This window comes from Streptomyces virginiae, assembly GCF_041432505.1.
Taxonomy (GTDB): domain Bacteria; phylum Actinomycetota; class Actinomycetes; order Streptomycetales; family Streptomycetaceae; genus Streptomyces; species Streptomyces virginiae_A.
Genome location: NZ_CP107871.1, coordinates 5,031,005 through 5,053,010, shown reverse-complemented (window position 1 = coordinate 5,053,010; position 22,006 = coordinate 5,031,005). Strand labels below are relative to the sequence as shown.

Below are 22,006 nucleotides of genomic sequence, written 5' to 3'. Positions count from 1 at the left end.
CTCTGAGCAAGGAGCTCCACGCGCATGTCCATACCACCGCAGCCTCCGTCGTCCCCGGGCCCGTACGGACAGCCGGGCCCGTACGGCCAGCCCGGCCCCTACGGCCAGCCGGGCCAGCCGGGGCAGCCCGGCCAGCCGCCCTACGGCGGTGCGCCGCAGGGCTGGTACCCCCCGCAGCCGCAGAAGACCAACACGTTGGCCATCGTCGGCTTCGTCATGGCGCTCGTCTGCGGAATCCCGCTGGTCCCCATCGTCCTCGGGATCATCGCCCTCTCCCAGATCAAGTCCCGCGGTGAGAAGGGCAAGGGCCTCGCCATCGCGGCGATCGTCATCCACAGCCTGGTCATCGTGTTCTACGGGACCTTCGTGATCCTCGGACTCACGGGAGCGCTGGACGACGACTCCTCGACGACGCGCGACACCACCTCCCAGGTCACCGGACCGACCGCCGGCGCACCGACCGCGAGCGCACCGGCCACCAGCCGACCGGGCTCCAGCGGCTTGACCGAGATCCGCAAGGGCGACTGCTTCAACACGAAGGACGATCTGGCCCAGTACGGCGACGAGGACGGCACCCAGGCCGCCCGCTCGGTGACGATCGTGCCCTGCGCCCAGCCGCACAAGGGCGAGGCGTACGCGGTCTTCAACCTGGACGCCGGAACGTACCCGGGCAACGAGAAGGTCACCAAGTCCGCCGAGGAGAAGTGCAGCGGCGACGCGCTCACCTCGTACGTGGGCAACAACCCCAAGGTCTCTGAGAAGCTGGAGGTCTACTACTACTACCCGCAGGCCGCCAGCTGGCTCCTCGGCGATCGCGAAGTCACCTGCTTCGTCGGCGACCCCGGCGGCCCGAGCACCGGCTCGATCCGAGCCTCCGGCTCCTGACCCCGGACTGTGGGATCGACCAGCGGTCACGTAGGCCCCGCCCCTGACCGGGGCGGGGCCTACGACATTTGCGGCACCGCCGAACCGATCGGCGTGGCGCAGCTGTGGACAGAGCACAGGGACGATCTTCTGGCGGCCGGTCTGCTGACTCCGACGGTGAAGCGGGTGTCCGCTGACGACGGTGCGGGTGGGTACGACGTCGAATCACCCGGGTTCGGGGACTACTGGAAGGAGATCCAGGCAAATGGCATCTCGAACAGCGGTGATTTCATGGGCAAGACGGACGCGGCCCGACACATGGACCACTACCTGAACGGATCCGGCAGGCCCATCGACCTCGACGTCGACCGGATGCTGAGTGACAAGGACGACACGGTCCTGCGTGACGTCTCTGCGAGCACGCGTGCTCGGCAGGAGGAAGAGTGGCGCCGCCAAGCGCTTGAGGCCTTCGAGAAGTCGGGCGGCAAGCCGGTAGCCATCCCCGTGGAGACATGGGGGCAGGGATACGAACACGACAAGGGCCCGGACGGCACGGCAAACTGGTACCTGGCCATCGGCAGCGCCATGACGAACACCACGGGAGTCGTCACCGCGATGCCAGGAGCCGACGGCAAGCCGCAGGTCAGCATCGACTACCAGGTCAATGTTTGGGACAGGTACAACTGGGATCCTGGAAAGGCAACGCCGATCGGCCCCACCACGGTGACCGACGCCGACATGGCCCGCATGCACAACACAGGTCAGGCCAGGGAATTCGACATGCGGGGGAGCAGTTCGGTGCAGCGACACGACATGGGTGCGGGAAACGCCTGGCCGGATCCGAAGGAGCCGGGGCGGGACGGGAAGCGTACCGACATCGGCCGGAACAGCGACGCCCGATGAGGGGGCGGACGCGCAGGCGGTCGCGTTCGGCGTGGGTCGGTGCGGTCGCGGTGATCGGGCTGGTGACCGGATGCTCCGGGGGCGGCACGCCGGTGGCGGACCGCTCGTCCGGGCAGATGTCGCACTGGGTGGAGGGCGCGACGGTGGAGTCGGTCGCCACGGCGTTGCGGGTGCAGGTGCCCGGGACGGCGAGCGAGTCGAAGGCGGCCCGCCTGGACGGGTTCCAGGACGACAGCCTGATCATGACGTTCGTCCTCCCGACCGGCGAGGTGGACGGGTTCGTCGCAGGGTTGAAACCGGAGCAGCCGCTGCGCCTGCGGGAGCAGCCGCTCGCCGCGAGCACGAACCCGTCGGCGCCGTTCTCCCACCTCGGGTCGGCCGAGCCCGACCTGCTCGCGGACGTCCGCGAAACCCAGGTGTGCGCGCCGTGCGCGGGTGAACTCAACTGGCTGAAGGTCGCGGTGGCCCGGCTCGACGACCGCACCAGCCGGGTGTATCTCCGCGGCGTCGACTGACCCCCAGCCGCTCAGGCCGCCGCGTGCTCTTCCGGTGGGCAGGTGCGGCAGCGGCCCGGGCGGGGGGTGCGGAAGGCTCGGTCGCAGCCGGTGCAGTTCTGCAAGGGGTCCGGCCGTCTGATGTCCCGGGTCTCCGGGGGCGGCGGGGCCGGGGGCAGGCGGGGCGGCAGCAGGGCGGTGAGGCGGTACGCGAGTACGGACGCGGGGCGCCGCATCTGCGCGGGGAGGTCCGCGGACAGGGCCCGGGCGACCGCGTCGGGGGTGACCCCGCGCTCCAGCCAGGCCGACACGTCCGGCGCGAGCCGTCGTACGTCGCGCTCCGAGAGCAGGAGCCGCGGGTCGTAGCGCCGTAGCCCGGCGAGGAGTTCGAGCGCGGCGGGGTCGGGGGCGGGGGACGCGGCCGCCGGCGGGGCGGCGGGTTCCGTCTCCGGGTGCAACTCCGACTCCGGGCGCGACTCCGGTTCCGGTTGCGGTTGCGGCTCCTGGGCGGGGGCCCGGTCCGGGGCCGGGGGTGGATGTGGAGCCTCGGTCGAGGCGGTGGCTCCCGGCTTGTTGTACGAGTACGTCCGGGTCGCCACCCGCCCGGTCGCCAGCCGTTCGCGCCGCCGCTCCAGGTAGCCGTGGGTCTCCAGCTCCCGTAGGGCCGAGCCGATCCGGATCTCCCCTTCGGGGAACCGCGCCGCGAGGACCTTGATGCCGATCGGGGTGCCCTCCGGCAGCGACTGGATGTATGCCGCGATCCCGATCGCCGTCGCCGACAGCTCCTGGTGCTGGAGGAGGTGGTTGCCCACCACCGTGTAGTGACTCGCGTGCCGCGTGTTGACGTGGACGACACCGGATCGGGGGGTCGCGACCCGATCCGGGGACGCGGCGCGCGAGGGCGCGTTAGGGTTTCCAGGAGCCATGGGGAAGCTGCTTACTTCCTACGATGGTCAGGCCCTCGCCGGGATTGCCGTCCCGTCGGGGGCCGTCTCATTTCTACGTTGTCGGGGCGAGCATATGCCGGCGAACCAGTAGGAAATCCAGCTGAGTTGGCACCATTCACCCGACCGAGCGACGCGGGCCCGTGCGCCGCGGGTGGGGTGGGGTCGGTTGGTTCTTTTCCCCCGGTTCTTTGGTTCCTTACGCGTCCGAGCAGGCCGGATCGCGGCCCCCCGCGACCCGGCCGCGGGGCCTTCCCCCGCCCGACACCTCGGGCCGCGTCGCGGCTCCCCGCGATCCGGGGCGGCACGGGCCGGGCCCACCCCCGCGGCCCGTCGCGGAACCGGACGAGCGCCTACCGCGTCTCCGGTCCATATCGGCGCCGCGAGGTTCCGGATGCGGAAATCCCCGTATTAGCATGGACATGACCAGCTGATTCTGGCCATGTCCAGTTATCAACTATCCAGGGGATACATGTCGTTCGACGCGGAATGGGCCCAGCACAAGGCCGCCGTCCTCGCACAGCAGTCACCCGCCCTGCGCCTCGCTCACGCGCCCGCGGACGGCAGCGCCCCGGGGAGTCCCGCCGGCGGCCTGGTGGCCGGCGCCGCCTCCATCAACGGCAACGCCAACCTCCTGATCGAGATCGCCGCCCTCCTCCACGAGGGCCGGCCCGACGGGGACGCGAGCACGATGGCCCGCGCACCGCGCGCCCACGCCGACGTCTCGGCGCAGGTCCTGCGCTTCGCCCAGTTCGCCGACGACCAGTTCAAGGACACGATCGGTCTGTTCGCCGCCCTGGCCACCCGCCTGAAGACGGCCGGCACCGACTTCGCCCAGGTCGACGACGACACCGCCCGGTCCTTCCTCACGGGCCTCCTCGAATCGGGTCGGTACGTGAAGCCGGAGGCCCGATGAGCGGGCTCAGTCACCGCAAGGACGTCGAGTTCCTGGAGGAGTGCAACCCGGCCCTGGTGGAACGCAACGCCGCCGAGTTCAAGCGCCTGCGCGACCTGCTCGTCCAGGTCGAGGAGCCCGCCCGGCGCGCCGAGACCGGTACCCGATGGCAGAGCGACGGGAGCCACACCTACACCTCGCGCCTGTCCGAGGCGCGACAGCTCGTGCAGCACATCGCCGAGGGGTACGACAGGGCGGCGAGCGCCCTGCACGCGTACGCGGCGGCCCTGACGACCGCCAAGTCCCACTACGCGAACGGCAAGGGCTCCGAGCGCAAGCTCGCCTCCCTGATCGCCACGAAGGGCACCGCGATCACCCGCACGGCTCAGGAGGCGGAGCCGATGCGCCAGTGGGAGGACATGCGGGCGACGACCGGCTTCCTCGACGGTCTCGCCGAACTCACCATGGACGTGGACGACATCCGCGACGAGGCGAACCGCCTCCACGACGACGCGGGCGGCAACTTCCGGCTGGCGAAGACCGTCGAGCAGGAGGCGCGCGGCGTGTGCGTCCACGCGCTGAAGCAGGCGTACGAGCTGCTGCCCGAGTTCCGGCTGAAGGGCGGCGGGGGCGGGGTCGACCTCTACGCGGCCATGGCCGACATCCGCCGTGAGGCTGCCGAGGCCCGCACCGACCCGCTGACCCGTCTGCCGGGCAGCGGCCCGAAGAAGGACATGACCGGCCCGGTGGGACCGGACACCCCGGTCTCCCCGCAGCTCCGCGACATCCGGATGCGGGTCGCCGGGCTGCCGGACGCCGCCGACAACTACTGGGTCCCCCTGGTCACGGACGGCATGCACGCGGACTGGATCTCCCAGAACAAGGAGGTCCTGCGGGCGGCGGCCAAGAACGCGGGCCTGCCGGAGGAGCTGGTCGCGGGCGTGGCCTGGCAGGAGATCGGCGGCTACCAGCCCGGGCTGCTGGACGATGTGACGGGCACGATCCGCGAACAGGCCGCGGCCCCGTGGGGCCTGAGCCCGGTCACCCCCGAGAACCTTCCGTGGCGACTGGGCGGCGAGCTGGACGAGACCTCGTACGGGCCGATCGCCATCCAGCTCCGGCGGGGCGCCGAGGTGCTCGGCTACGATCCGGCGAACCTCACGGACCACCAGCGGACCCTGGTGGAAGAGGCGCTCCAGGACCCCAAGCAGAATGCGTTCATAGCGGCCGGCTTCCTGGCCCAGATCAAGGCGGAGAGCGGTCTCGCCGACGTCCCGGCCGACCGGATGACGGAGGCCCAGATGCGGGAGATCGCCGCCCGCTACAACGGGGGTCCTTACTGGGACCTCCCCAAGGCCCAGGGCTACGGTGACCGGTTCGTCGGGAACCTCGCCCAAGCGAAGGACGCGATGCGATGACGTACCCCCGCGAGAGCGTCGACCTGCCCGAGGACCAGGGCTGTCTGCGGTGGGTGTTGGGTGTTCCGCTCGGGATCATCCACCTGCTGAACGCCGCGGCCGTGTTCGGGGCCCTGTTCGCCGGACCCCAGGGCGAGTGGGACGACCAGGGTTACGAGAACGTCGGCGCGCTGTGCCTGGTCTCCGTGTCCCTGAGCGCGCTCGGCCTGCTGATCACCGCCGTCCCGAGCGTGCGCCGGGCCATGGGCCCGTGGTGGTTCGCCCCGCCCCTCCTCCTCGGACTGATCGCGTTCGTCCGCGGCGCGACGCTCGGATGAGGCGCGGATGAGACCTTCCCGCGAGAACATCGACCTGCCCGAGGACCGCGGCTGCCTGCAGTGGGTCCTCGGGATACCGCTGGCCCTCTCCTACATCCCGGCGCTGTTCACCTGCTGGACGGCCCTGTCGATCCGGCCGCACCCCGACGACGACCTGCTGCGCGGGGACGTCCGTTTCCTGGCCGGCTGCTGCCTGGTGCTGTGCCTCGTGGGACTGCTAATCACCATCACCCCGCTGTTCCGGCGGACCATGGGCCGGTGGTGGTTCGCCCTGCCGTTCCTGCTGGCGACGGTCGCCTACGTCCGCGCGCAGACGGTCTGACGCCGCAGCCCCCGCCCGGTCGGGGGCGGGGGCTGCGGCGAACGAGATGCTGCGCGGGGCGGTGCGGGTCAGGCCGCGACCACGACCTGCTCGGCGGCCGGGGCCGGCTCGTCCAGCGGGGAGGCCGAGGCGGAGGCGTAGGCCTCCTTGTCCAGGATCCCCTCGCGGGCCGAGACGATGACCGGGACCAGGGCCTGGCCGGCCACGTTGGTGGCGGTGCGCATCATGTCCAGGATCGGGTCGATCGCCAGCAGCAGGCCGACGCCCGCGAGCGGCAGGCCCAGCGTGGACAGGGTCAGCGTCAGCATGACGGTGGCGCCCGTCAGACCGGCCGTGGCGGCCGAGCCGATGACCGAGACGAAGACGATGAGCAGGTACTCCTTGATGCCGAGCTGCACGTCGAAGATCTGCGCGATGAAGATGGCCGCGAGGGCCGGGTAGATCGCGGCGCAGCCGTCCATCTTGGTGGTGGCGCCGAACGGGACGGCGAAGGAGGCGTACTCCTTCGGGACGCCGAGGCGTTCGGTGACCTTCTGGGTGACCGGCATGGTGCCGACCGAGGAGCGGGAGACGAAGGCCAGCTGGATGGCAGGCCAGGCGCCCTTGAAGAACTGCAGGGGGCTGACCTTGGCGACCGTCGCGAGCAGCAGCGGGTAGACGCCGAACATCACGAGGGCGCAGCCGATGTAGACGTCGGCGGTGAAGGTCGCGTACTTGCCGATCAGGTCCCAGCCGTACGTGGCGATCGCGGTGCCGATGAGGCCGATGGTGCCGATCGGGGCGAGGCGGATGACCCACCACAGGGCCTTCTGGAGCAGCTCCAGGGCGGACTCGGCGAGGTCGAGGACCGGCTTGGCCTTGGCGCCCAGCTGGAGGGCGGCGATACCGGCGACGACGGCCAGGAAGACGATCTGAAGGACCTTCAGCTCGGTGAACGGCGTGACGATGTCCGTGGGCACGATCCCGGTGAGGAAGTCGATCCAGGAGCCGGTCCGCTTGGGGTCCTTGCCGTCGGCGGCGGTGAGGCCGGTGCCGGAACCGGGGTCGGTCAGCAGGCCGATGGCGATGCCGATGCCGACCGCGATCAGCGAGGTGATCATGAACCAGAGGAGGGTGCGGGAGGCGAGACGCGCCGCGTTGTTCACCTTCCGGAGGTTGGTGATCGACACCAGGATCGCGAAGAAGACGAGCGGGGCGATGGCCAGCTTCAGCAGCTGGATGAAGATGTCGCCGGTCTTCTCCAGGGTGGTGCCGAGCCAGCTGATGTCCTGGCTGCGGGCTATCCAACCGAAGAGGACACCGAGGGCGAGACCGGTGACGATCTGGGCCCAGAAGGGGAACTTGAACGAGGCCTTGGCAGGGGCCTGGGGGGTCGCGGACACGGACACTCTCCGGAGGTGGCGCACGAAGACAGGGGGGAAGTACTGCGGTGGTGAAACGGTGCGGCAGCAGCCAGAAGGGCCGGCCGGGACGGCTGCTGTATCGATTCAGCTCAACAGCAACAGGCCGCGGACGCGCGGCGGCAGAGGTCGACGTGCAGGCGCATCACGAGCGGAACGCTCGTGATCATGGGGTGCGCAACTGTGGTCAACATGTTGAACACGCTAACACTTCCCCTTTGAGAATCTCAAAGGGGCCCTTTGAGACAACGGCGCACGAGGCCCTCTTGCGCAGACCGGGAAAACACGAACGCCCCAGCGTTACGGGCGGTATACCCGGTGCTGGGGCGGTTCGATGTGTGATGAAGCCAACTGTGCCGTTACGTGGTGACGCGCGCCGCGTCGTCCGCCCGGTCCTCCTGGCTGCGGTTCGCGGCGAGCTTTTCCTTCGCACCCGCGACGCGGCCGGAGATCTGCGTGGACATCTCGTCGCGCTGCTTGCGCAGCAGGACGAAGGAGAGCGGGGCGGAGATCAGGATGGCGAGCAGGACGACCCAGGCGGCGTTGGCGTCGCCGAGTCCCGCGGGCACCCAGCCGAGCCGGACGAGGCCCGCGACGAGGACGAGGCATCCGACGAAGATGCCCAGACGCATCGCGGTGTAGCGGATCGTTGCGCTCGGCTTGAGGGACACGGTGACCCCTTCTCTCTCGTCGTGGTCTGCGGCTGGTGCCCGTCCAGTGAAGCACGCCCGGGACCCGCCACCGCGCTCCGGGGTGCGGCGGCGGGCACCGACGCACGTCAGTGCAGCGGCAGCAGCATCGTGATGTCGTCGCGGTCGTCGCCGGGGGCCACGCGGATGGCTCCGGGGACGCGGCCGACCTCCTTGTAGCCGCAGGAGGCGTAGAAGTGCTCCAGGCCCAGACCGCCACGGCAGGCGAGGCGGACGGCCTCGATGCCGTCGAGCGTGCGCGCGGCATCGGCGACGGCCTCCATGAGCGCGCGGCCGACGCCCCGGCCCTGGAGGTCGGGGTGGACCATGACCGTGTAGGCCCAGATCCAGTGCCGCTGCAGCCGGTGCGTGTTGAACGCAAGGAACGCGGCCGCGCCGATCCGGCCGTCCCGGTCGCGTCCCACGACCAGTCGGTGCCGTCCCTCGATCAGCGCGACGAGGTGCTTGATCAGCTCGGGCCGGATGTCGTCACGGGTGACGGGGGGTACGAAGCCGATGGCTCCGCCGGCGTTGGAGGCGTCCGTCCACAGATCGACGAGGCCCTCGCGCAGGGCGGGGTCGACGACCGGATCGAAAGTGAAAGTAAGGGGCACGATTGAAGAGTAATCATTACTCACGGGCGGGGCAACGAACACGGAACGCCGGAAGCCCCGGTCCACGGGGGACCGGGGCTTCCGGTGGCTCGAACCGGGATCGGCGCGTCAGACGCGCATCGCCTGCGGGGTCTCGCGCAGGTCCGCGTCCGGACCGGGGTACTCGCGGATGATCTCGTAGCGCGTGTTGCGCTCGACCGGGCGGAAGCCCGCTTCCCGGATCAGCTCCAGCAGATCGTCACGACCCAGCTTGTTCGGGGTGCCGTAGTTGTCCGCGTCGTGCGTGATCTTGTACTCGACGACCGAGCCGTCCATGTCGTCCGCGCCGTGCTGCAGCGCGAGCTGGGCGGTCTGTACACCGTGCATCACCCAGAAGACCTTGACGTGCGGCACGTTGTCGAAGAGCAGTCGCGAGACGGCGAAGGTCTTCAGCGCCTCGGCACCGGTCGCCATCGTCGTACGCGCCTGGAGCTTGTTGCGTACCTTGCCGTCCTGCATGTCGACGAAGTCGTGCTGGTAGCGCAGCGGGATGAAGACCTGGAAACCGCCGGTCTCGTCCTGGAGCTCGCGCAGCCGCAGCACGTGGTCCACGCGGTGGCGCGGCTCCTCGATGTGCCCGTACAGCATGGTCGAGGGGGTCTTGAGACCCTTCTCGTGCGCGAGCCGGTGGATGCGCGACCAGTCCTCCCAGTGGGTGCGGTGGTCGACGATGTGCTGGCGGACCTCCCAGTCGAAGATCTCCGCGCCACCACCGGTGAGCGACTCCAGGCCCGCCTCGATCAGTTCGTCGAGGATGTCGGAGGCCGACATCCCCGAGATCGTCTCGAAGTGGTGGATCTCGGTCGCCGTGAACGCCTTCAGCGAGACGTTCGGCAGCGCCTTCTTCAGCTCGGAGAGCGAGCGCGGGTAGTAGCGCCACGGCAGGTTCGGGTGCAGACCGTTGACGATGTGCAGCTCGGTGAGGTTGTCGTTCTCCATGGCCTTCGCCAGGCGCACGGCCTCCTCGATGCGCATCGTGTACGCGTCCTTCTCGCCCGGCTTGCGCTGGAACGAGCAGTACGCGCACGAGGCGGTGCACACGTTCGTCATGTTGAGGTGCCGGTTGACGTTGAAGTGGACGACGTCACCGTTCTTGCGCGTGCGCACCTCGTGGGCGAGGCCACCGAGCCAGGCCAGGTCGTCCGACTCGTAGAGGGCGATGCCGTCCTCACGGGTCAGCCGCTCGCCGGAGCGGACCTTCTCCTCCAGCTCACGCTTGAGCCCAGCGTCCATGTACCGGTCGCCTCCTCTAGATGCCTCTGTCTGCCAGTCCTGCAAACCCAGCCCAACCGTACTCTCAGGCTTCCTCGGGCAGCTCCCCGACCCGGTTCTCCCACTTGGTGGAGAGCACGATGGTGGTGCGGGTGCGCGAGACGCCCTTGGTGCCGGAGAGCCTGCGGATGATCTTCTCCAGGCCGTCCACGTCGTTGGCGCGCACCTTGAGCATGAAGGAGTCGTCGCCGGCGATGAACCAGCAGTCCTCGATCTCGTTGAGATCGCGCAGCCGCCGGGCCACGTCCTCGTGGTCGGCGGCGTCGGACATCGAGAGTCCGATCAGCGCCGTGACGCCGAGGCCGAGGGAACGCGAGTCGACCGTCGCGCGGTAGCCGGTGATGACCCCGGCCGTCTCGAGCCGGTTGATGCGGTCGGTGACGCTGGGGCCGGAGAGGCCCACGAGACGGCCCAGCTCCGCGTACGAGGCACGACCGTTCTCCCGGAGTGCCTGGATGAGCTGCCTGTCCACCGTGTCCATTACGTGGAGCCTTCCATTATTCGGCGATCCTGCAAGTCTAGGTATAGAATCTAAGGCACGCAGGGTCAACACCCTGCGAAATCTTTCAACTGATCAATGACGATCTTCAGGAGTGGTTCACCGTGCTCACGATCGAGATGGCCTACGCACACATGCGGGAGCTCCAGGAGCTGGCCAACCGATCCCGTGCCCACCAGCCCGCCGCGGCCCACCGCGTCGACAAGGCCCGCAAGCCGCTCGGCCGTAAGAAGAAGGCCTAGTCACCGGCGCTTGCCTCCCGGGGAGTGCGGGAGCTTCCGAGCTCCCCCTCCCAACGGCGGTACAGCCGGTGCGGCACCCCTGCCGCGTCCAGCACCCGCCCGGCGACGAAGTCCACCAGATCCTGGATGTGCGTCGCCCCCGTGTAGAACGCCGGAGAGGCGGGCAGCACGACCGCGCCCGCCTCGTCCAGCGCCACCAGATGCCGCAGCGTCTGACCGTTCAGCGGGGTCTCCCGCACCGCGACCACCAGCCGGCGCCGCTCCTTGAGCGTCACGCTCGCCACGCGCTGGAGCAGGTCCTTCGACAGTCCGAGCGCCACCCCCGCCACACAGGCCGTGGACGCGGGGACGATGAGCATCCCCTTGACCGGGTACGAGCCCGAACTCGGGCCCGCCGCCAGGTCCCCCGCACCCCAGTACCGGACGTCGTCCAGCTCAGGGCGCGCGAAGGTCTCGGGCTTCCCGTCCGCCCCGCGCTCCAGCCACTGCGCCAGGTCCTCGCGCCAGTGCGCGTCCCGGAAGGCGATCCCGGTCTCGTCCAGCAGGGTGAGGCGCGAGGCGCGACTCACCACCAGGTCGACACTCTCCCCCGCGGCCAGCAGCCCGCGGAGCACCGCCGCCGCGTACGGCGTCCCGGATGCCCCGGAAACCCCGACCACCCACGGGGTGCGCTTGCGCTCAGTCATACCTCCGAGACTATCCGGCCACCGACGATGGGCACTCAGTAAGGTGTCGGGACGTTCCTGTGACGGGACGCGGTGAGGGGGAGAAGATGAGCACGACGGTGGATACGGGCTGGACACAGCTCGACCGGGCCAAGGCGGCCGGGAAGCTGATGGTCGGCTGGGTGGCCCTGTTGTGGCTGATCGAGCTGGTGGACCTGGCCACCGGACACGCCCTGGACGGGTACGGGATCATCGCCCGCGAGGCGGACGGGCTCGCGGGGATACCGCTCGCGCCCTTCCTCCACTTCGGCTTCGACCATCTGGCGTCCAACAGCGTCCCGCTGCTGGTCCTCGGCTTCGTCGCCGCCCTCAGCGGCATCCGCCGCTTCCTCGCCGTCTGCGTCGCGGTGACCGTGGTGGACGGGCTCGGCGTCTGGCTGGTCTCCCCGTCGTACAGCATCACGGCGGGCGCCTCGGGCCTGATCTTCGGCCTCTTCGGCTACCTGCTGGTCCGCGGCTTCGTGGAACGCCGGCCGCTGGGCGTGGTGGTGGCGGTGGTGATCGCCGCCGTCTGGGGCGGCACGATCTTCCTCGGCATCCTGCCGACGGACTCGGGCGTCAGCTGGCAGGGACACCTCTTCGGCCTCCTGGCGGGCGCCGGGGCGGCCTTCGCCTTCCCGCGCCGCGCGCCGGACGCCGCCTAGCCGCGCAGCCGCCCGGTCGCCCGGTCGCCCGGTCGCCTAGAGGGTCAGGCCTCGTACGGCCAGGTCGGCCAGGGCGCACACGAACAGGGCGATCCCGATGAAGCCGTTGACCGTGAAGAAGGCCCGGTTCAGACGGGACAGATCGTGCGGCTTCACGATCGTGTGCTCGTAGAGGAAGGCGGCGACGACGATCGCCAGGCCGATCCAGAACAGCGCGCCCGCGTCCGTGGCCAGCGCGTACCAGGCCAGCAGGATCGTGGTCACGACGTGCGCGCCGCGGGCGCCCCAGAGCGCGGCCGGGACGCCGAAGCGGGCCGGGACGGACTTGACGCCCTCCGCGCGGTCGGCGGCCACGTCCTGGCAGCCGAAGATCAGGTCGAAGCCGCCGATCCACACGCCCACCGCCAGGCCCAGGATCACCGCGTCCCAGGACCACTCGCCGGTGACCGCGAGCCAGGCCCCGACCGGGCCCATGGCCTGGGCCAGGCCCAGGATGGCGTGCGGGAAGTTCGTGAACCGCTTGCCGTACGGGTAGACCACCATCGGGATCACGGCGATCGGCGCGAGCGCCAGGCACAGCGGGTTCAGCAGCGCGGCCGAGCCGAGGAAGACCAGGAGCGCGATCCCTGCGCCGGTCCAGGCCGCGCGGACCGAGACCGCGCCGGTGACCAGCTCACGGCCGGCCGTGCGCGGGTTACGGGCGTCGATCTCGCGGTCGATGATGCGGTTGGCGGCCATCGCGAAGGTCCGCAGACCCACCATGCAGATGGTGACCAGGAGCAGGACGCCCCAGTGGACGCGCCGGTCGAGCTGGAACATCGCGGTGAACGCCGCGATGTAGGCGAAGGGCAGCGCGAAGACCGAGTGCTCGATCAGGACGAGTCTGAGAAAGGCCTTGACCTTCCCGACCTGCGGCGCGGCGGGCCCGGGACCGAGGACCCCTTCGGCTGCCGATGTCATGCGACGCTCCGGTGGAACTCGACGACGTGCTCGCGGACCTCGTCGACCGCCAGCGTGCCGAGCTCCACGTCGAGCGGTCCGGTCTGCGACCCCGGCTCCTCGGAGCCGGCCGGCGGTACGACCCGGGCGCTCAGGGAGACACGGTCGTCACCGGCGCGGGTGACGGACAGGACGATGATGCCGTCGGCCAGTTCGAGTTCGGCGTCGCCCGCGCCGGCCAGCGCGTACAGCAGCTCGTCCGCGAAGACCGCGGCCTCGTCGTCGGTGAGCTCGGGCAGCTCGAAGGTCCGCCCCTCGCCGTCCGTACGGTCGGCCATGACCTGCCACACGCCGGACTCCCCGGCGAACTCCTCGGGGGTGACCCCGGCCTGCTCGGCCGCGAGGCGCAGCCCCGGGTCGTTCACGTCGAGTTCGGGCCGTACCAGTGCCACGCAGGGCGTGTCGTCGCCCAGGAACAGGGCGGGGCCGCCCGCAGCGATCGGGCTCACAGTCCGTACTCCTTCCAGCGGCGGTCCACGAGGGCGGCGGTGGCCGGGTCGGACTCGACCATGTCGGGCCAGCCGCCGTCGCGGGTGTAGCCCTCCTCGGGCAGTTTCTTGGTGGCGTCGATACCGGCCTTGCCGCCCCAGAACTGCTGGTACGAGGCGTGGTCCAGGTGGTCCACCGGTCCTTCGACGACGGTGAGGTCGCGGGAGTAGTCGGTGTTGCCGAGCGCCCGCCAGGAGACCTCGTGCAGGTCGTGGACGTCGCAGTCCTTGTCGACCACGATGATCAGCTTGGTCAGCGACATCATGTGCGCGCCCCAGATGGCGTGCATGACCTTCTGCGCGTGCTTGGGGTACTTCTTGTCGATCGAGACGATCGCGCAGTTGTGGAAGCCGCCCGATTCCGGGAGGTGGTAGTCCACGATGTCCGGCACGATGATCTTGAGCAGGGGCAGGAAGAACCGCTCCGTCGCGCGGCCGAGCGGGCCGTCCTCGGTCGGCGGGCGGCCGACGACGATCGACTGGATGAGCGGACGCCTGCGCATCGTCACGCAGTCGATCTTCAGGGCCGGGAAGGGTTCCTGCGGGGTGTAGAAGCCGGTGTGATCGCCGAAGGGACCCTCGGGGAGCATCTCGCCGGGCTCCAGCCAGCCCTCGATCACGACCTCCGCGTTGGCCGGGACCTGGAGCGGGACCGTCTTGCAGTCGACCATCTCGATCCGCTTGCCCGCGACGAAGCCGGCGAAGAGGTACTCGTCGATGTCGCCCGGCAGCGGCGCGGTGGACGCGTACGTGACGGCGGGCGGGCAACCGAAGGCGATGGCGACCGGCAGCCGTTCGCCCTTCGCGGCGGCGACGGCGTAGTGGTTGCGGCTGTCCTTGTGGATCTGCCAGTGCATGCCGATGGTGCGCTTGTCGTGGCGCTGGAGCCGGTAGAGGCCGAGGTTGCGGACGCCGGTCTCGGGGTGCTTGGTGTGGGTCAGGCCGAGGTTGAAGAAGTCCCCGCCGTCCTTGGGCCAGGTGAAGAGGGCCGGGAGCTGGTCGAGGTCCACGTCGTCGCCGGTGAGGACGACCTCCTGGACGGGCGCGGAGTCGCCCTTCACCTTCTTCGGCGGCACGTGCACCATCGAGCCGAGCTTGCCGAAGGCCTCGCGGACCCCGATGAAGCCCTGCGGGAGTTCCGGCTTGAGCAGGCCGCCGATCTTCTCGCTGATCTCGCCGTACGACTTGAGGCCGAGGGCCTTCAGCAGGCGGCGGTCGGTGCCGAAGACGTTCATGGCCAGCGGCATCGCCGAGCCCTTGACGTTCTCGAAGAGGAGTGCCGGGCCCCCCGCCTTGTTCACTCTGTCGACGATCTCCCCGACCTCCAGATACGGGTCGACTTCGGCCTTGATGCGCTTGAGGTCGCCCTCCCGCTCCAGGGCCCGGAGCAGCGAGCGGAGATCGTCGTAAGCCATAGGGGTCAGTATCCGTCACCAACTACCCTGGAGGCGTCACCGGGGCCCTGACGCGGGCCCCCCGTCACTGACTGGGAGTCGGTCCCACACCGTGCTGCGCTATCTGCCGTTCCTGCTGATCCTCGCGCTGACCATCTACGCCTTCATCGACTGCCTGAACACGCCGGAGTCGGAGGTCAAGCACCTCCCCAAGGTGGTCTGGGTGATCATCATCCTGCTCTTCTCCATCGTGGGGCCGGTCGTGTGGCTGTTCGCGGGCAAGGACCGGGTGGCCTCGGGCGGCGGCGGCCGGGCGCGTCGGACGCAGTGGGTGGCGCCCGACGACAACCCGGAGTTCCTGAAGTCGCTGCGCGACGAGCAGGAGAAGAAGGACCAGGACAAGGACAAGGACTAGGTCCGGACCGGGGTCCTTCCAGGGCTCCTTCCGGGGCCCTTACGCCCCTTCGCCTCTTCGCCCCTACCGGGCCCACGGCAGTACGCGGGTGCCCTCCTCCCCGGGGACCGTGACCACGCCGTCGGCGCGCATCACGACGTAGGCCTCGAAGGTCTCGGCGGAGTGGATGCGGCGCAGCACGTCCGCAGGCAGGACCAGGGTCCGGCCGGCGGTGACCTTCTCGGTGCGACCGTCGCAGGTGACCTCCAGGGCGCCGGCGGTCAGGGTCCACACCTGCTCGCGGCTGACGGAGTGTTCGGGGCCGGTGCTGCCGGCCGGCATGACCACCTGCCAGCTGCTGAGCTCGGCGCTGCCGCGGCTGGGGGCGGCGAAGCCGGTCATGGTGGCGTTGGGGGTGGCGGTGACGTTCTCGGGGGCTGGGCTGATCACGTGCAAGGCAGGACCTCGTCTTCCGATGACATGCGAGTAAAGCTCCTTTACTTCGATTGAGTAAAGCAGCTTGACTCGACCGTGTCACCATATTTGCGTGATGAGAGACGAGAACGAGGGCGTCGAGCTGCTGTTCCTGCTCGGCCTGGGCTTCCAGGCGCTGCTGGGGGAGTTCACCCGGCGCGTCGCCGAGGCCGGATACCCGGACCTGCGGCCGGTGCACGGCATGGCCTTCCAGGCCCTCCAAGGCGCCGGCGCCACCGCCACCGAGCTCGCCGAGCGACTCGGGGTGACCAAACAGGCCGCCGGACAGATCGTCGACGACCTGGAGAAGCGCGGCTACGTCCGCCGCGAGCCGCACCCCGAGGGCGGCCGCCGCAAGCTGGTCGTCCTCACCACCGCGGCCCGGGACCACCTCGCCGTCGCGGGCCGGATCCTGCACGAACTGGAGGCCGAACTGGGCCGCGGCACCGATCTCACCGCCCTGCGCGCGGGGCTCGGTGAGGTCGTGCGCACCTTCCACGGGGAGGGGCCGCTGCCGCCGCTGCGCCCGGTGTGGTGAGCAAAACTATTGAACACGTTCAATAGCGCTGCCACACTGATCACATGCCGAAGAACAGCAGGCGCAGGACCGGCCGCACGGTCCTGCGCGATCTGCTCACGTACGGGACCGTCGCCGCTGCCCTGCTCGCCCTGACCGGCTGCGGTGCGCCGGCGCACGTGAGTCGGGGCCCCGTCCAGGACGCCCGGCCCTCGCAGATCGCCGGTACCTGGCGGTACGCCGAGGGGGCCGAGGTCGTCTTCCGGGCCGACGGTACGGCCGAGGTCACGATGCTCGACGGACAGGAGGTGGACTACGAGCGCGACTGGCGCATCTCCGGCCCCGCCACCTGGGAGCTGACCGCCGACCAACCGGCCGGCCGGACCCCTGGCCAGCACGTCCGGCTCTACCTGCCCGAGCGCTTCGGCGCCGAGTGGCGGTCCGTCGCCGAGGCCTGGGACGGTACGCAGAGGGAGGCGGCGCCACCGCCCGAGGCCTACACCTGGATGTTCGAGCTACGGCGCGACGAGCGCGGCGGGCTGGAGCTGTACTTCTACATCGGGCACTGGAGCGACCACGTCACCTACGTGCTGGAGAAGGAGGCGTAGGCCTCGCGCAGCGTCGACCGGCGGGCGTCCGTCCAGGCGGACCAGTCCGCCGGTCGGCCGGCCAGGGCGGAGTCCAGCAGCTCGAAGTGTTCGTGCCAGCCGGCCAGGCGGTCCAGGCGCTCCTGCTCAGGACCGCGCCGCTCGTTCACGAACCGGATCACGGTGGAATCGGTCCCGACGGGCTCCAGGTGGAAGCGGATCCGCCCGTGTTCGGTGACCGTGTACTCGGCGACCCGCTCCACGTCCCAGGCGGTGACCCGCCCGGTCGCCACGGCCTTGGTGTTCAGCCACCGCAGCGTGATCGCCCCACCGAGCCGGCGCTCCAGGACGTCCGCCGCGGCCAGCCAGCCGCGCAGCCCGTCCGGCGTGGTCAGGGCGGGCCACAGGGCGGCGTAGGCGTGCGGGAGGTGCAGCTCGAAGCGGAGCAGCCAGTGGTCCTCGCCCCGCTGTTCGCTGGTGGCATGGCTCACGAGAGTCATGCCACCAGCGTCCCACTCCCGCCGGTCAGACGCCCGCGTACGAGTGCTTGCCGCTGAGCAGGATGTTCACGCCGTAGTAGTTCCAGATCCAGCAGGCGAAGGCGAAGAGCGCGAGGTACGCGGCCTTGCGGCCCTTCCAGCCGGCGGTGGCACGGGCGTGCAGGTAGCAGGCGTAGGCCACCCAGGTGACGAAGGACCAGACCTCCTTGGGGTCCCAGCCCCAGTAGCGGCCCCAGGCGTCGCCGGCCCAGATCGCGCCCGCGATGATCGTGAAGGTCCACAGCGGGAAGACGGCCGCGTTGATGCGGTACGAGAACTTGTCGAGGGAGGCCGCGGAGGGCAGCCGCTCCAGGATCGAGCTGCGGATCCTGCCCGGCGTGCCGCCGGCCTCCAGCCGGCTCTCGTAGGAGTCGCGGAAGAGGTAGAGGACCGCGCCCGCGGAGCCGATGTAGAAGACGGCGCCGCAGAAGATCGCGGTGGAGACGTGGATCCACAGCCAGTACGAGTGCAGGGCCGGGACCAGCTGGTCGCTGTCGGTGTAGAGCCAGGTGACGGCGATACCGAGGTCCAGCAGCACGGTGGTGACCAGGATCAGGCCGAGCCAGCGGACGTTCTTCTTCAGGGCGAGGAGCACCAGGTACGCGCCGACGGCCACCGTGGAGAAGGTGATCGAGAACTCGTACATGTTGCCCCAGGGGGCCCGCTGCACCGACAGGGCGCGGGCGACCACGCCGGCCGCCTCGACGAGGAAGGCGAGCGCGGTCAGCGAGATCGCGATCCGCCCGTACAGGTCGCCCTGCACGGTGCCGCCGGCGGCGCCGGGGCCGTCCGGGACATCGCGGGCGCCGGACGCGGAGCGGGTGGTGACCTTGGGCTGGTCGAGGACGGCGGTGGCTCCGCCCTTGCCGCGGACCTGCACGGTGGGGGCGGGCGCGGCCGCTCCGGCCGCCGCGGCCTCCTTGGCGCCGGTCAGCGCGGCGGCCGTCCGGCCCACCTTGCTGCGGCTGCCGAAGGTCCACTCGGCGATGTGCGCGAAGAAGGCGAGCATGTAGACCGCCATCGACGAATAGATCAGGTAGTTGCTGATCTCAGCCAGGTTCTCGTTGGCTGCGGCTGCGAGCGGCGTCATCCGCGCTCTCCTTCAGGGGTTTCTTCAACAGGATCAGACGCCGTGGGCGCCTGCTGGTGCAGCTGGGCGGCGAGCTCCGCCAGCTCCTGCGGGAGCTTGGTGGACTCGCTGCGGCCCAGACCCGCCATCTCGACGACGGTCACGCCGTCCTTGCCGGTCACCGCGCGGACCCAGATCCGGCGGCGCTGGATGAACAGCGATCCGGCCAGGCCCGCGATGGCGGCGATCGCACCCGCGAGGGCGAGGCCGCTGCCGGGCTGGTGGGTGACGGAGAAGGTGGCCCACCGCTCGATGCCCTCGAACTTCACGGTGCCCGCCCCGTTCGGGAGGGTCATCGTGTCGCCGGGCGCCAGCTTCTGCTTGAACTGCTGGCCCGACTCGTCCTTGAAGGGCTCCAACTTGGTGGTGGTGAGCCGGTAGACGTTCTGCGGCAGACCCGAGTCCACGCCGAGGCTGCCGTGCCAGGCGTTGAGCATGAGCTGCGGGTTCAGGAGGGCGGGGAACTGCGAGAACATCGTGCCCATGCCCTCGCCGGCGAAGCTGGGCACGAAGACGGCGTTGAAGCCGAGCTGTTCCTTCTTGCCGTCCTTGTCCTTGTAGCCGTCGGTGACCTTGATGGCTCCGGTGGAGGTGAGGTTGGCGTCCTGCGGGAGCACCGGCACGGCGTCCTTGAAGATCACCTTGCCGGTGGGGTCGGTCACCGAGACGATCGGCGCGTAGCCGTGACCGAGCAGGTAGACCTTGGAGCCGTCCACCTCCAGGGGCTTGTTGACCTGGATCTCGCGCTTCTGCGGCGTGCCGTGGGCGCCGTCCGAGAAGGTGACGTACGCCTTGAAGTCGCGCGGGGTGCCCCGCTGCGGGCCGGTCATCTCGTACGTCGCGTCGAACCGGTCCAGCGTGAAGCTGAAGGGCGGCAGGTCGTCCGGGTCGAAGAGGGTGCCGGACTTGAAGTCGTCGTACTGGGTGAGCGTGTTCGAGAAGCCGGTGCCGCGCAGGACCAGCTTGCCGCCCTCGGACTTGAAGTACTGGCCCCAGGCGAAGGCCACCAGCATCACGATCAGCGCGACGTGGAAGATCAGGTTCCCGGCCTCGCGGAGGTAGCCCTTCTCCGCCGCCACGTGGCCCTCGCCGGCCTCGGTGCGGAAGCGGCTGCCGCGGAGCACCGTGCGCGCGTGCGCGAGGACCTCGTCCGGGGTCTTCCCGGTACGCCAGGTGGTGTGGGCGGGCAGCCGGTCGAGGCGTCGGGGCGCGGCCGGCGGGCGGCCGCGGAGCTGGCCGACGAACTGCCAGGAGCGCGGCACGATGCAGCCGATGAGCGAGATGAACAGCAGCAGGTAGATCGCGGAGAACCACACCGAGCTGTAGACGTCGAAGAGCTGGAGCTTCTCGGCGACACCGACCCAGGAGGAGTGCTCCCGCTTCCAGTCGACGACCTTCAGGGCGTCGACGTTGTTCTGCGGGACGAGGGAACCGGGGATGGCGCCCAGGGACAGCAGGAAGAGCAGGATCAGCGCCACCCGCATGGAGGTGAGCTGCCGCCAGAACCAGCGGGCCCAGCCGATCACACCGATGCCGACGGCCGGCCCGGTGGGGCTGTCGTCCAGCGGGGCGGTGGAGAGCTGGGCACCGGCGGCGGCGTCGGCGGAGTCCGCCGCGGCGGACGCGGGCGAGGCCTCGTCGGGCGTCTCGGTGGTCGCTTTGTCTGTCGTACTCATGTGCTTTTAGTCCTCAGATCCCCACCGTGAAGCTTTGGGTCCAGCTCTGCATGTCGCTGACGATGCTGGCCCACATTCCTGTGACGAGCAGCAGACCGGTCAGGATCAGCATGCCTCCGCCGATGCGCATCACCCATGCATAGTGCTTCTTCACCCAGCCGAACGCACCGAGCGCCTTGCGGAAGGCGATCGCGGTGAGGATGAACGGCAGGCCGAGTCCGAGGCAGTAGGCGACGGTCAGCAGGGCGCCCCGACCGGCGCTGGCCTGGTCGAGGGAGAGCGTGGTGACGGCCGCGAGGGTCGGGCCCATGCAAGGGGTCCAGCCGACACCGAACAGGACGCCGAGCAGCGGGGCGCCGAGCAGGCCGGCCGTCGGCTTCTTGTGGAAGCGGAACTCCCGCATCGTCAGACCCGGAATCGCGCCCATGAAGAAGAGACCGAGAACGATCACCAGGCCGCCCAGGACCCGGGAGATGATCTCGTTGTTCTCCCGGAGGGTCTCTCCGAAGTAGCCGAAGAGCGCGCCGGTGGAGACGAAGACCGCCGTGAAGCCGGCGATGAACAGGAGCGCACCGGCCAGCATCCGCCCGCGCCGGGCCTCGGCCAGGTCGGCGCCGCTGACGCCGGTCACGTAGGACAGGTAGCCGGGGACCAGCGGGAGCACGCAGGGCGAGAAGAAGGAGACCAGGCCGGCGAGCAGCGAGACGGGGAGCGCCAGCATCAGCGCTCCGTTCAGGACCGTCGTGTTCACACCGGTGGCCTCGGCGGCGAGGACGTACGCGACCACGTGGTCACTTCTCCGCGAGGACCGGCTCGATCATCGACCGCAGTTGCTCGTCGTTGATCGGGGCCAGGGTGCGGGCGGCGATCCTGCCGTCCTTGTCGAGGATGATCGTGGAGGGGATGGCGTTGGGGTTGAGCGTGCCCTTGGGGAAGCGGAGCATCAGCTTCCCGGCGGGGTCGTAGAGGCTCGGGTAGGTGATCCCGTAGTTCTCCTCGAAGGAGATCGCGCTCTGTTTGCTGTTGTCGCGCGTGTTGATCCCGACGAAGGCGACGTCCTTGCCGGCGTCGGCGTACTCCTTGGACACCGTCGCGAAGTACTTGGCCTCGTTGCGGCACGGCGGGCACCAGGAGCCCCACACGTTGAGGACCACGACCTTGCCCTTGAGCGTGGTGGTGTCGAGGGTCTCGTCGCGGACGGTCTCGCCGTCGAGCTTGGGGGCCTCGGCGCGCTCCGCCCGGGACACGGTGGAGATGCCGCTCGCACCCGTGACGTAGTTGCCGCCGGACCCGCTGACCTTCTTGCCGCCGTCCGAACCCCCGCACGCCGACAGCGTGAGGGCACCGGCCAGGGTCGCCACGGCCAGCAGGGTGGCACGGCCGCCGGTCGTGCGGCGGCTACTACGACGGATACGCGCGCGGACAAGGCTCATGTGAAAAGTTTCGCATGAGCAATTCGTCGATCTTCCGCGCCCCCCGGGGCGGTGCGGGCGCCCTGGTCAGGCGATGCTTCGCCGCCCCGGCCAGG

The 22,006-nt window shown here is 70.0% G+C and carries 28 protein-coding genes; 12 read left to right on the top strand and 16 right to left on the bottom strand.

What is annotated here, in order from left to right:
• The first annotated feature begins 24 nt into the window (after positions 1 to 24).
• The 3 genes from OG624_RS23595 to OG624_RS23585 all read left to right on the top strand — a co-directional run bounded on the left by OG624_RS23595 (position 25) and on the right by OG624_RS23585 (position 2,282).
• Complete coding sequence (locus OG624_RS23595) at positions 25 to 885, top strand: DUF4190 domain-containing protein (RefSeq protein WP_371639810.1); 861 nt, start codon at positions 25 to 27, stop codon at positions 883 to 885.
• Positions 886 to 978: 93 nt separating this feature from the next.
• Positions 979 to 1,767, top strand: coding sequence for a hypothetical protein (locus OG624_RS23590; RefSeq protein ID WP_371639809.1), 789 nt, complete (start codon positions 979 to 981; stop codon positions 1,765 to 1,767).
• 50 nt (positions 1,768 to 1,817) lie between these two features.
• Entirely contained in the window at positions 1,818 to 2,282 is a 465-nt protein-coding gene (locus tag OG624_RS23585) for a hypothetical protein (protein ID WP_371588232.1), read from the top strand.
• A gap of 11 nt (positions 2,283 to 2,293) precedes the next feature.
• Here OG624_RS23585 and OG624_RS23580 read toward each other — a convergent pair whose 3' ends face one another.
• On the bottom strand, positions 2,294 to 3,187 hold the full coding sequence (locus tag OG624_RS23580; protein ID WP_371639808.1) for a helix-turn-helix domain-containing protein: 894 nt from the start codon (positions 3,185 to 3,187) through the stop codon (positions 2,294 to 2,296).
• A gap of 490 nt (positions 3,188 to 3,677) precedes the next feature.
• Here OG624_RS23580 and OG624_RS23575 point away from each other — a divergent pair, with 490 nt between their 5' ends.
• From OG624_RS23575 to OG624_RS23560, 4 genes are read left to right on the top strand one after another with little or no spacing between them, the layout of a single operon-like run.
• Entirely contained in the window at positions 3,678 to 4,121 is a 444-nt protein-coding gene (locus tag OG624_RS23575; protein ID WP_237545317.1) for a hypothetical protein, read from the top strand.
• Positions 4,118 to 5,518 carry a hypothetical protein gene (locus OG624_RS23570; RefSeq protein WP_033224145.1) on the top strand — a complete coding sequence of 467 codons (1,401 nt, stop codon included), beginning with the start codon at positions 4,118 to 4,120 and terminating at the stop codon, positions 5,516 to 5,518. Before OG624_RS23575 ends, OG624_RS23570 begins: the two co-directional genes overlap by 4 nt.
• Complete coding sequence (locus tag OG624_RS23565; protein ID WP_033224144.1) at positions 5,515 to 5,835, top strand: hypothetical protein; 321 nt, start codon at positions 5,515 to 5,517, stop codon at positions 5,833 to 5,835. The genes OG624_RS23570 and OG624_RS23565 overlap by 4 nt, the downstream gene beginning before the upstream one ends.
• Before the next feature lie 7 nt (positions 5,836 to 5,842).
• Complete coding sequence (locus tag OG624_RS23560; protein ID WP_051763614.1) at positions 5,843 to 6,157, top strand: hypothetical protein; 315 nt, start codon at positions 5,843 to 5,845, stop codon at positions 6,155 to 6,157.
• A gap of 68 nt (positions 6,158 to 6,225) precedes the next feature.
• On the opposite strand, the gene OG624_RS23555 is transcribed toward OG624_RS23560, so the two are convergent.
• From OG624_RS23555 to OG624_RS23535, 5 genes are all read right to left on the bottom strand, one after another.
• The gene (locus OG624_RS23555) at positions 6,226 to 7,545 is read right to left on the bottom strand and encodes a dicarboxylate/amino acid:cation symporter (RefSeq protein ID WP_033224143.1); all 1,320 of its coding nucleotides are present in this window, start codon (positions 7,543 to 7,545) and stop codon (positions 6,226 to 6,228) included.
• Positions 7,546 to 7,916: 371 nt separating this feature from the next.
• Positions 7,917 to 8,189, bottom strand: a complete 273-nt coding sequence (locus tag OG624_RS23550; protein ID WP_051763624.1) for a DUF4229 domain-containing protein — start codon at positions 8,187 to 8,189, stop codon at positions 7,917 to 7,919.
• Positions 8,190 to 8,335: 146 nt separating this feature from the next.
• Positions 8,336 to 8,860 carry a GNAT family N-acetyltransferase gene (locus OG624_RS23545; RefSeq protein WP_033224141.1) on the bottom strand — a complete coding sequence of 175 codons (525 nt, stop codon included), beginning with the start codon at positions 8,858 to 8,860 and terminating at the stop codon, positions 8,336 to 8,338.
• A gap of 108 nt (positions 8,861 to 8,968) precedes the next feature.
• Positions 8,969 to 10,132, bottom strand: coding sequence for an aminofutalosine synthase MqnE (gene mqnE / locus OG624_RS23540; protein WP_033224140.1), 1,164 nt, complete (start codon positions 10,130 to 10,132; stop codon positions 8,969 to 8,971).
• A gap of 64 nt (positions 10,133 to 10,196) precedes the next feature.
• The gene (locus OG624_RS23535) at positions 10,197 to 10,652 is read right to left on the bottom strand and encodes an Lrp/AsnC family transcriptional regulator (protein WP_030710106.1); all 456 of its coding nucleotides are present in this window, start codon (positions 10,650 to 10,652) and stop codon (positions 10,197 to 10,199) included.
• A gap of 122 nt (positions 10,653 to 10,774) precedes the next feature.
• On the opposite strand from OG624_RS23535, the gene OG624_RS23530 reads away from it, so the two are divergent.
• Complete coding sequence (locus OG624_RS23530; RefSeq protein ID WP_167745572.1) at positions 10,775 to 10,912, top strand: hypothetical protein; 138 nt, start codon at positions 10,775 to 10,777, stop codon at positions 10,910 to 10,912.
• Here the strand turns inward: OG624_RS23530 and OG624_RS23525 are convergent.
• On the bottom strand, positions 10,909 to 11,598 hold the full coding sequence (locus OG624_RS23525) for a UbiX family flavin prenyltransferase (protein WP_033224139.1): 690 nt from the start codon (positions 11,596 to 11,598) through the stop codon (positions 10,909 to 10,911). The two genes, OG624_RS23530 and OG624_RS23525, sit on opposite strands and share 4 nt — an antisense overlap.
• Before the next feature lie 86 nt (positions 11,599 to 11,684).
• Between OG624_RS23525 and OG624_RS23520 the strand changes: the two genes are divergently transcribed.
• Positions 11,685 to 12,281, top strand: a complete 597-nt coding sequence (locus OG624_RS23520) for a rhomboid family intramembrane serine protease (protein WP_033224138.1) — start codon at positions 11,685 to 11,687, stop codon at positions 12,279 to 12,281.
• A gap of 36 nt (positions 12,282 to 12,317) precedes the next feature.
• Here the strand turns inward: OG624_RS23520 and mqnP are convergent, their stop codons facing one another.
• From mqnP to OG624_RS23505, 3 genes are read right to left on the bottom strand one after another with little or no spacing between them, the layout of a single operon-like run.
• The gene (gene mqnP / locus OG624_RS23515; RefSeq protein ID WP_161289316.1) at positions 12,318 to 13,241 is read right to left on the bottom strand and encodes a menaquinone biosynthesis prenyltransferase MqnP; all 924 of its coding nucleotides are present in this window, start codon (positions 13,239 to 13,241) and stop codon (positions 12,318 to 12,320) included.
• Positions 13,238 to 13,729, bottom strand: a complete 492-nt coding sequence (locus tag OG624_RS23510) for a hypothetical protein (RefSeq protein ID WP_033224136.1) — start codon at positions 13,727 to 13,729, stop codon at positions 13,238 to 13,240. Before OG624_RS23510 ends, mqnP begins: the two co-directional genes overlap by 4 nt.
• The gene (locus tag OG624_RS23505) at positions 13,726 to 15,183 is read right to left on the bottom strand and encodes a menaquinone biosynthesis decarboxylase (RefSeq protein ID WP_030009222.1); all 1,458 of its coding nucleotides are present in this window, start codon (positions 15,181 to 15,183) and stop codon (positions 13,726 to 13,728) included. The genes OG624_RS23510 and OG624_RS23505 overlap by 4 nt, the downstream gene beginning before the upstream one ends.
• A 91-nt stretch (positions 15,184 to 15,274) precedes the next feature.
• Between OG624_RS23505 and OG624_RS23500 the strand changes: the two genes are divergently transcribed.
• Complete coding sequence (locus tag OG624_RS23500; protein WP_033224135.1) at positions 15,275 to 15,577, top strand: PLD nuclease N-terminal domain-containing protein; 303 nt, start codon at positions 15,275 to 15,277, stop codon at positions 15,575 to 15,577.
• Between the two features lie 63 nt (positions 15,578 to 15,640).
• Here the strand turns inward: OG624_RS23500 and OG624_RS23495 are convergent, their stop codons facing one another.
• Positions 15,641 to 16,006: a cupin domain-containing protein gene (locus tag OG624_RS23495; RefSeq protein WP_244290925.1), complete on the bottom strand. Its 366-nt coding sequence runs from the start codon at positions 16,004 to 16,006 to the stop codon at positions 15,641 to 15,643.
• A 100-nt stretch (positions 16,007 to 16,106) separates the two neighbouring features.
• Between OG624_RS23495 and OG624_RS23490 the strand changes: the two genes are divergently transcribed.
• Positions 16,107 to 16,568: a MarR family winged helix-turn-helix transcriptional regulator gene (locus OG624_RS23490; RefSeq protein ID WP_033224133.1), complete on the top strand. Its 462-nt coding sequence runs from the start codon at positions 16,107 to 16,109 to the stop codon at positions 16,566 to 16,568.
• 44 nt (positions 16,569 to 16,612) lie between these two features.
• Positions 16,613 to 17,155, top strand: a complete 543-nt coding sequence (locus OG624_RS23485) for a hypothetical protein (protein WP_161289310.1) — start codon at positions 16,613 to 16,615, stop codon at positions 17,153 to 17,155.
• Here OG624_RS23485 and OG624_RS23480 read toward each other — a convergent pair.
• From OG624_RS23480 to OG624_RS23460, 5 genes are all read right to left on the bottom strand, one after another.
• Positions 17,131 to 17,634 carry an SRPBCC domain-containing protein gene (locus OG624_RS23480; protein WP_033224132.1) on the bottom strand — a complete coding sequence of 168 codons (504 nt, stop codon included), beginning with the start codon at positions 17,632 to 17,634 and terminating at the stop codon, positions 17,131 to 17,133. The two genes, OG624_RS23485 and OG624_RS23480, sit on opposite strands and share 25 nt — an antisense overlap.
• Before the next feature lie 25 nt (positions 17,635 to 17,659).
• Complete coding sequence (ccsB, locus tag OG624_RS23475) at positions 17,660 to 18,763, bottom strand: c-type cytochrome biogenesis protein CcsB (protein WP_371639807.1); 1,104 nt, start codon at positions 18,761 to 18,763, stop codon at positions 17,660 to 17,662.
• Positions 18,760 to 20,478 carry a cytochrome c biogenesis protein ResB gene (gene resB / locus OG624_RS23470; protein WP_033224130.1) on the bottom strand — a complete coding sequence of 573 codons (1,719 nt, stop codon included), beginning with the start codon at positions 20,476 to 20,478 and terminating at the stop codon, positions 18,760 to 18,762. Before resB ends, ccsB begins: the two co-directional genes overlap by 4 nt.
• Before the next feature lie 13 nt (positions 20,479 to 20,491).
• Positions 20,492 to 21,199: a cytochrome c biogenesis CcdA family protein gene (locus OG624_RS23465; RefSeq protein ID WP_106971485.1), complete on the bottom strand. Its 708-nt coding sequence runs from the start codon at positions 21,197 to 21,199 to the stop codon at positions 20,492 to 20,494.
• Positions 21,200 to 21,269: 70 nt separating this feature from the next.
• Positions 21,270 to 21,911 (bottom strand): TlpA family protein disulfide reductase, encoded by a 642-nt coding sequence (locus tag OG624_RS23460; protein WP_033224128.1) that lies wholly within the window; start codon positions 21,909 to 21,911, stop codon positions 21,270 to 21,272.
• Between the last annotated feature and the right edge of the window lie 95 nt (positions 21,912 to 22,006).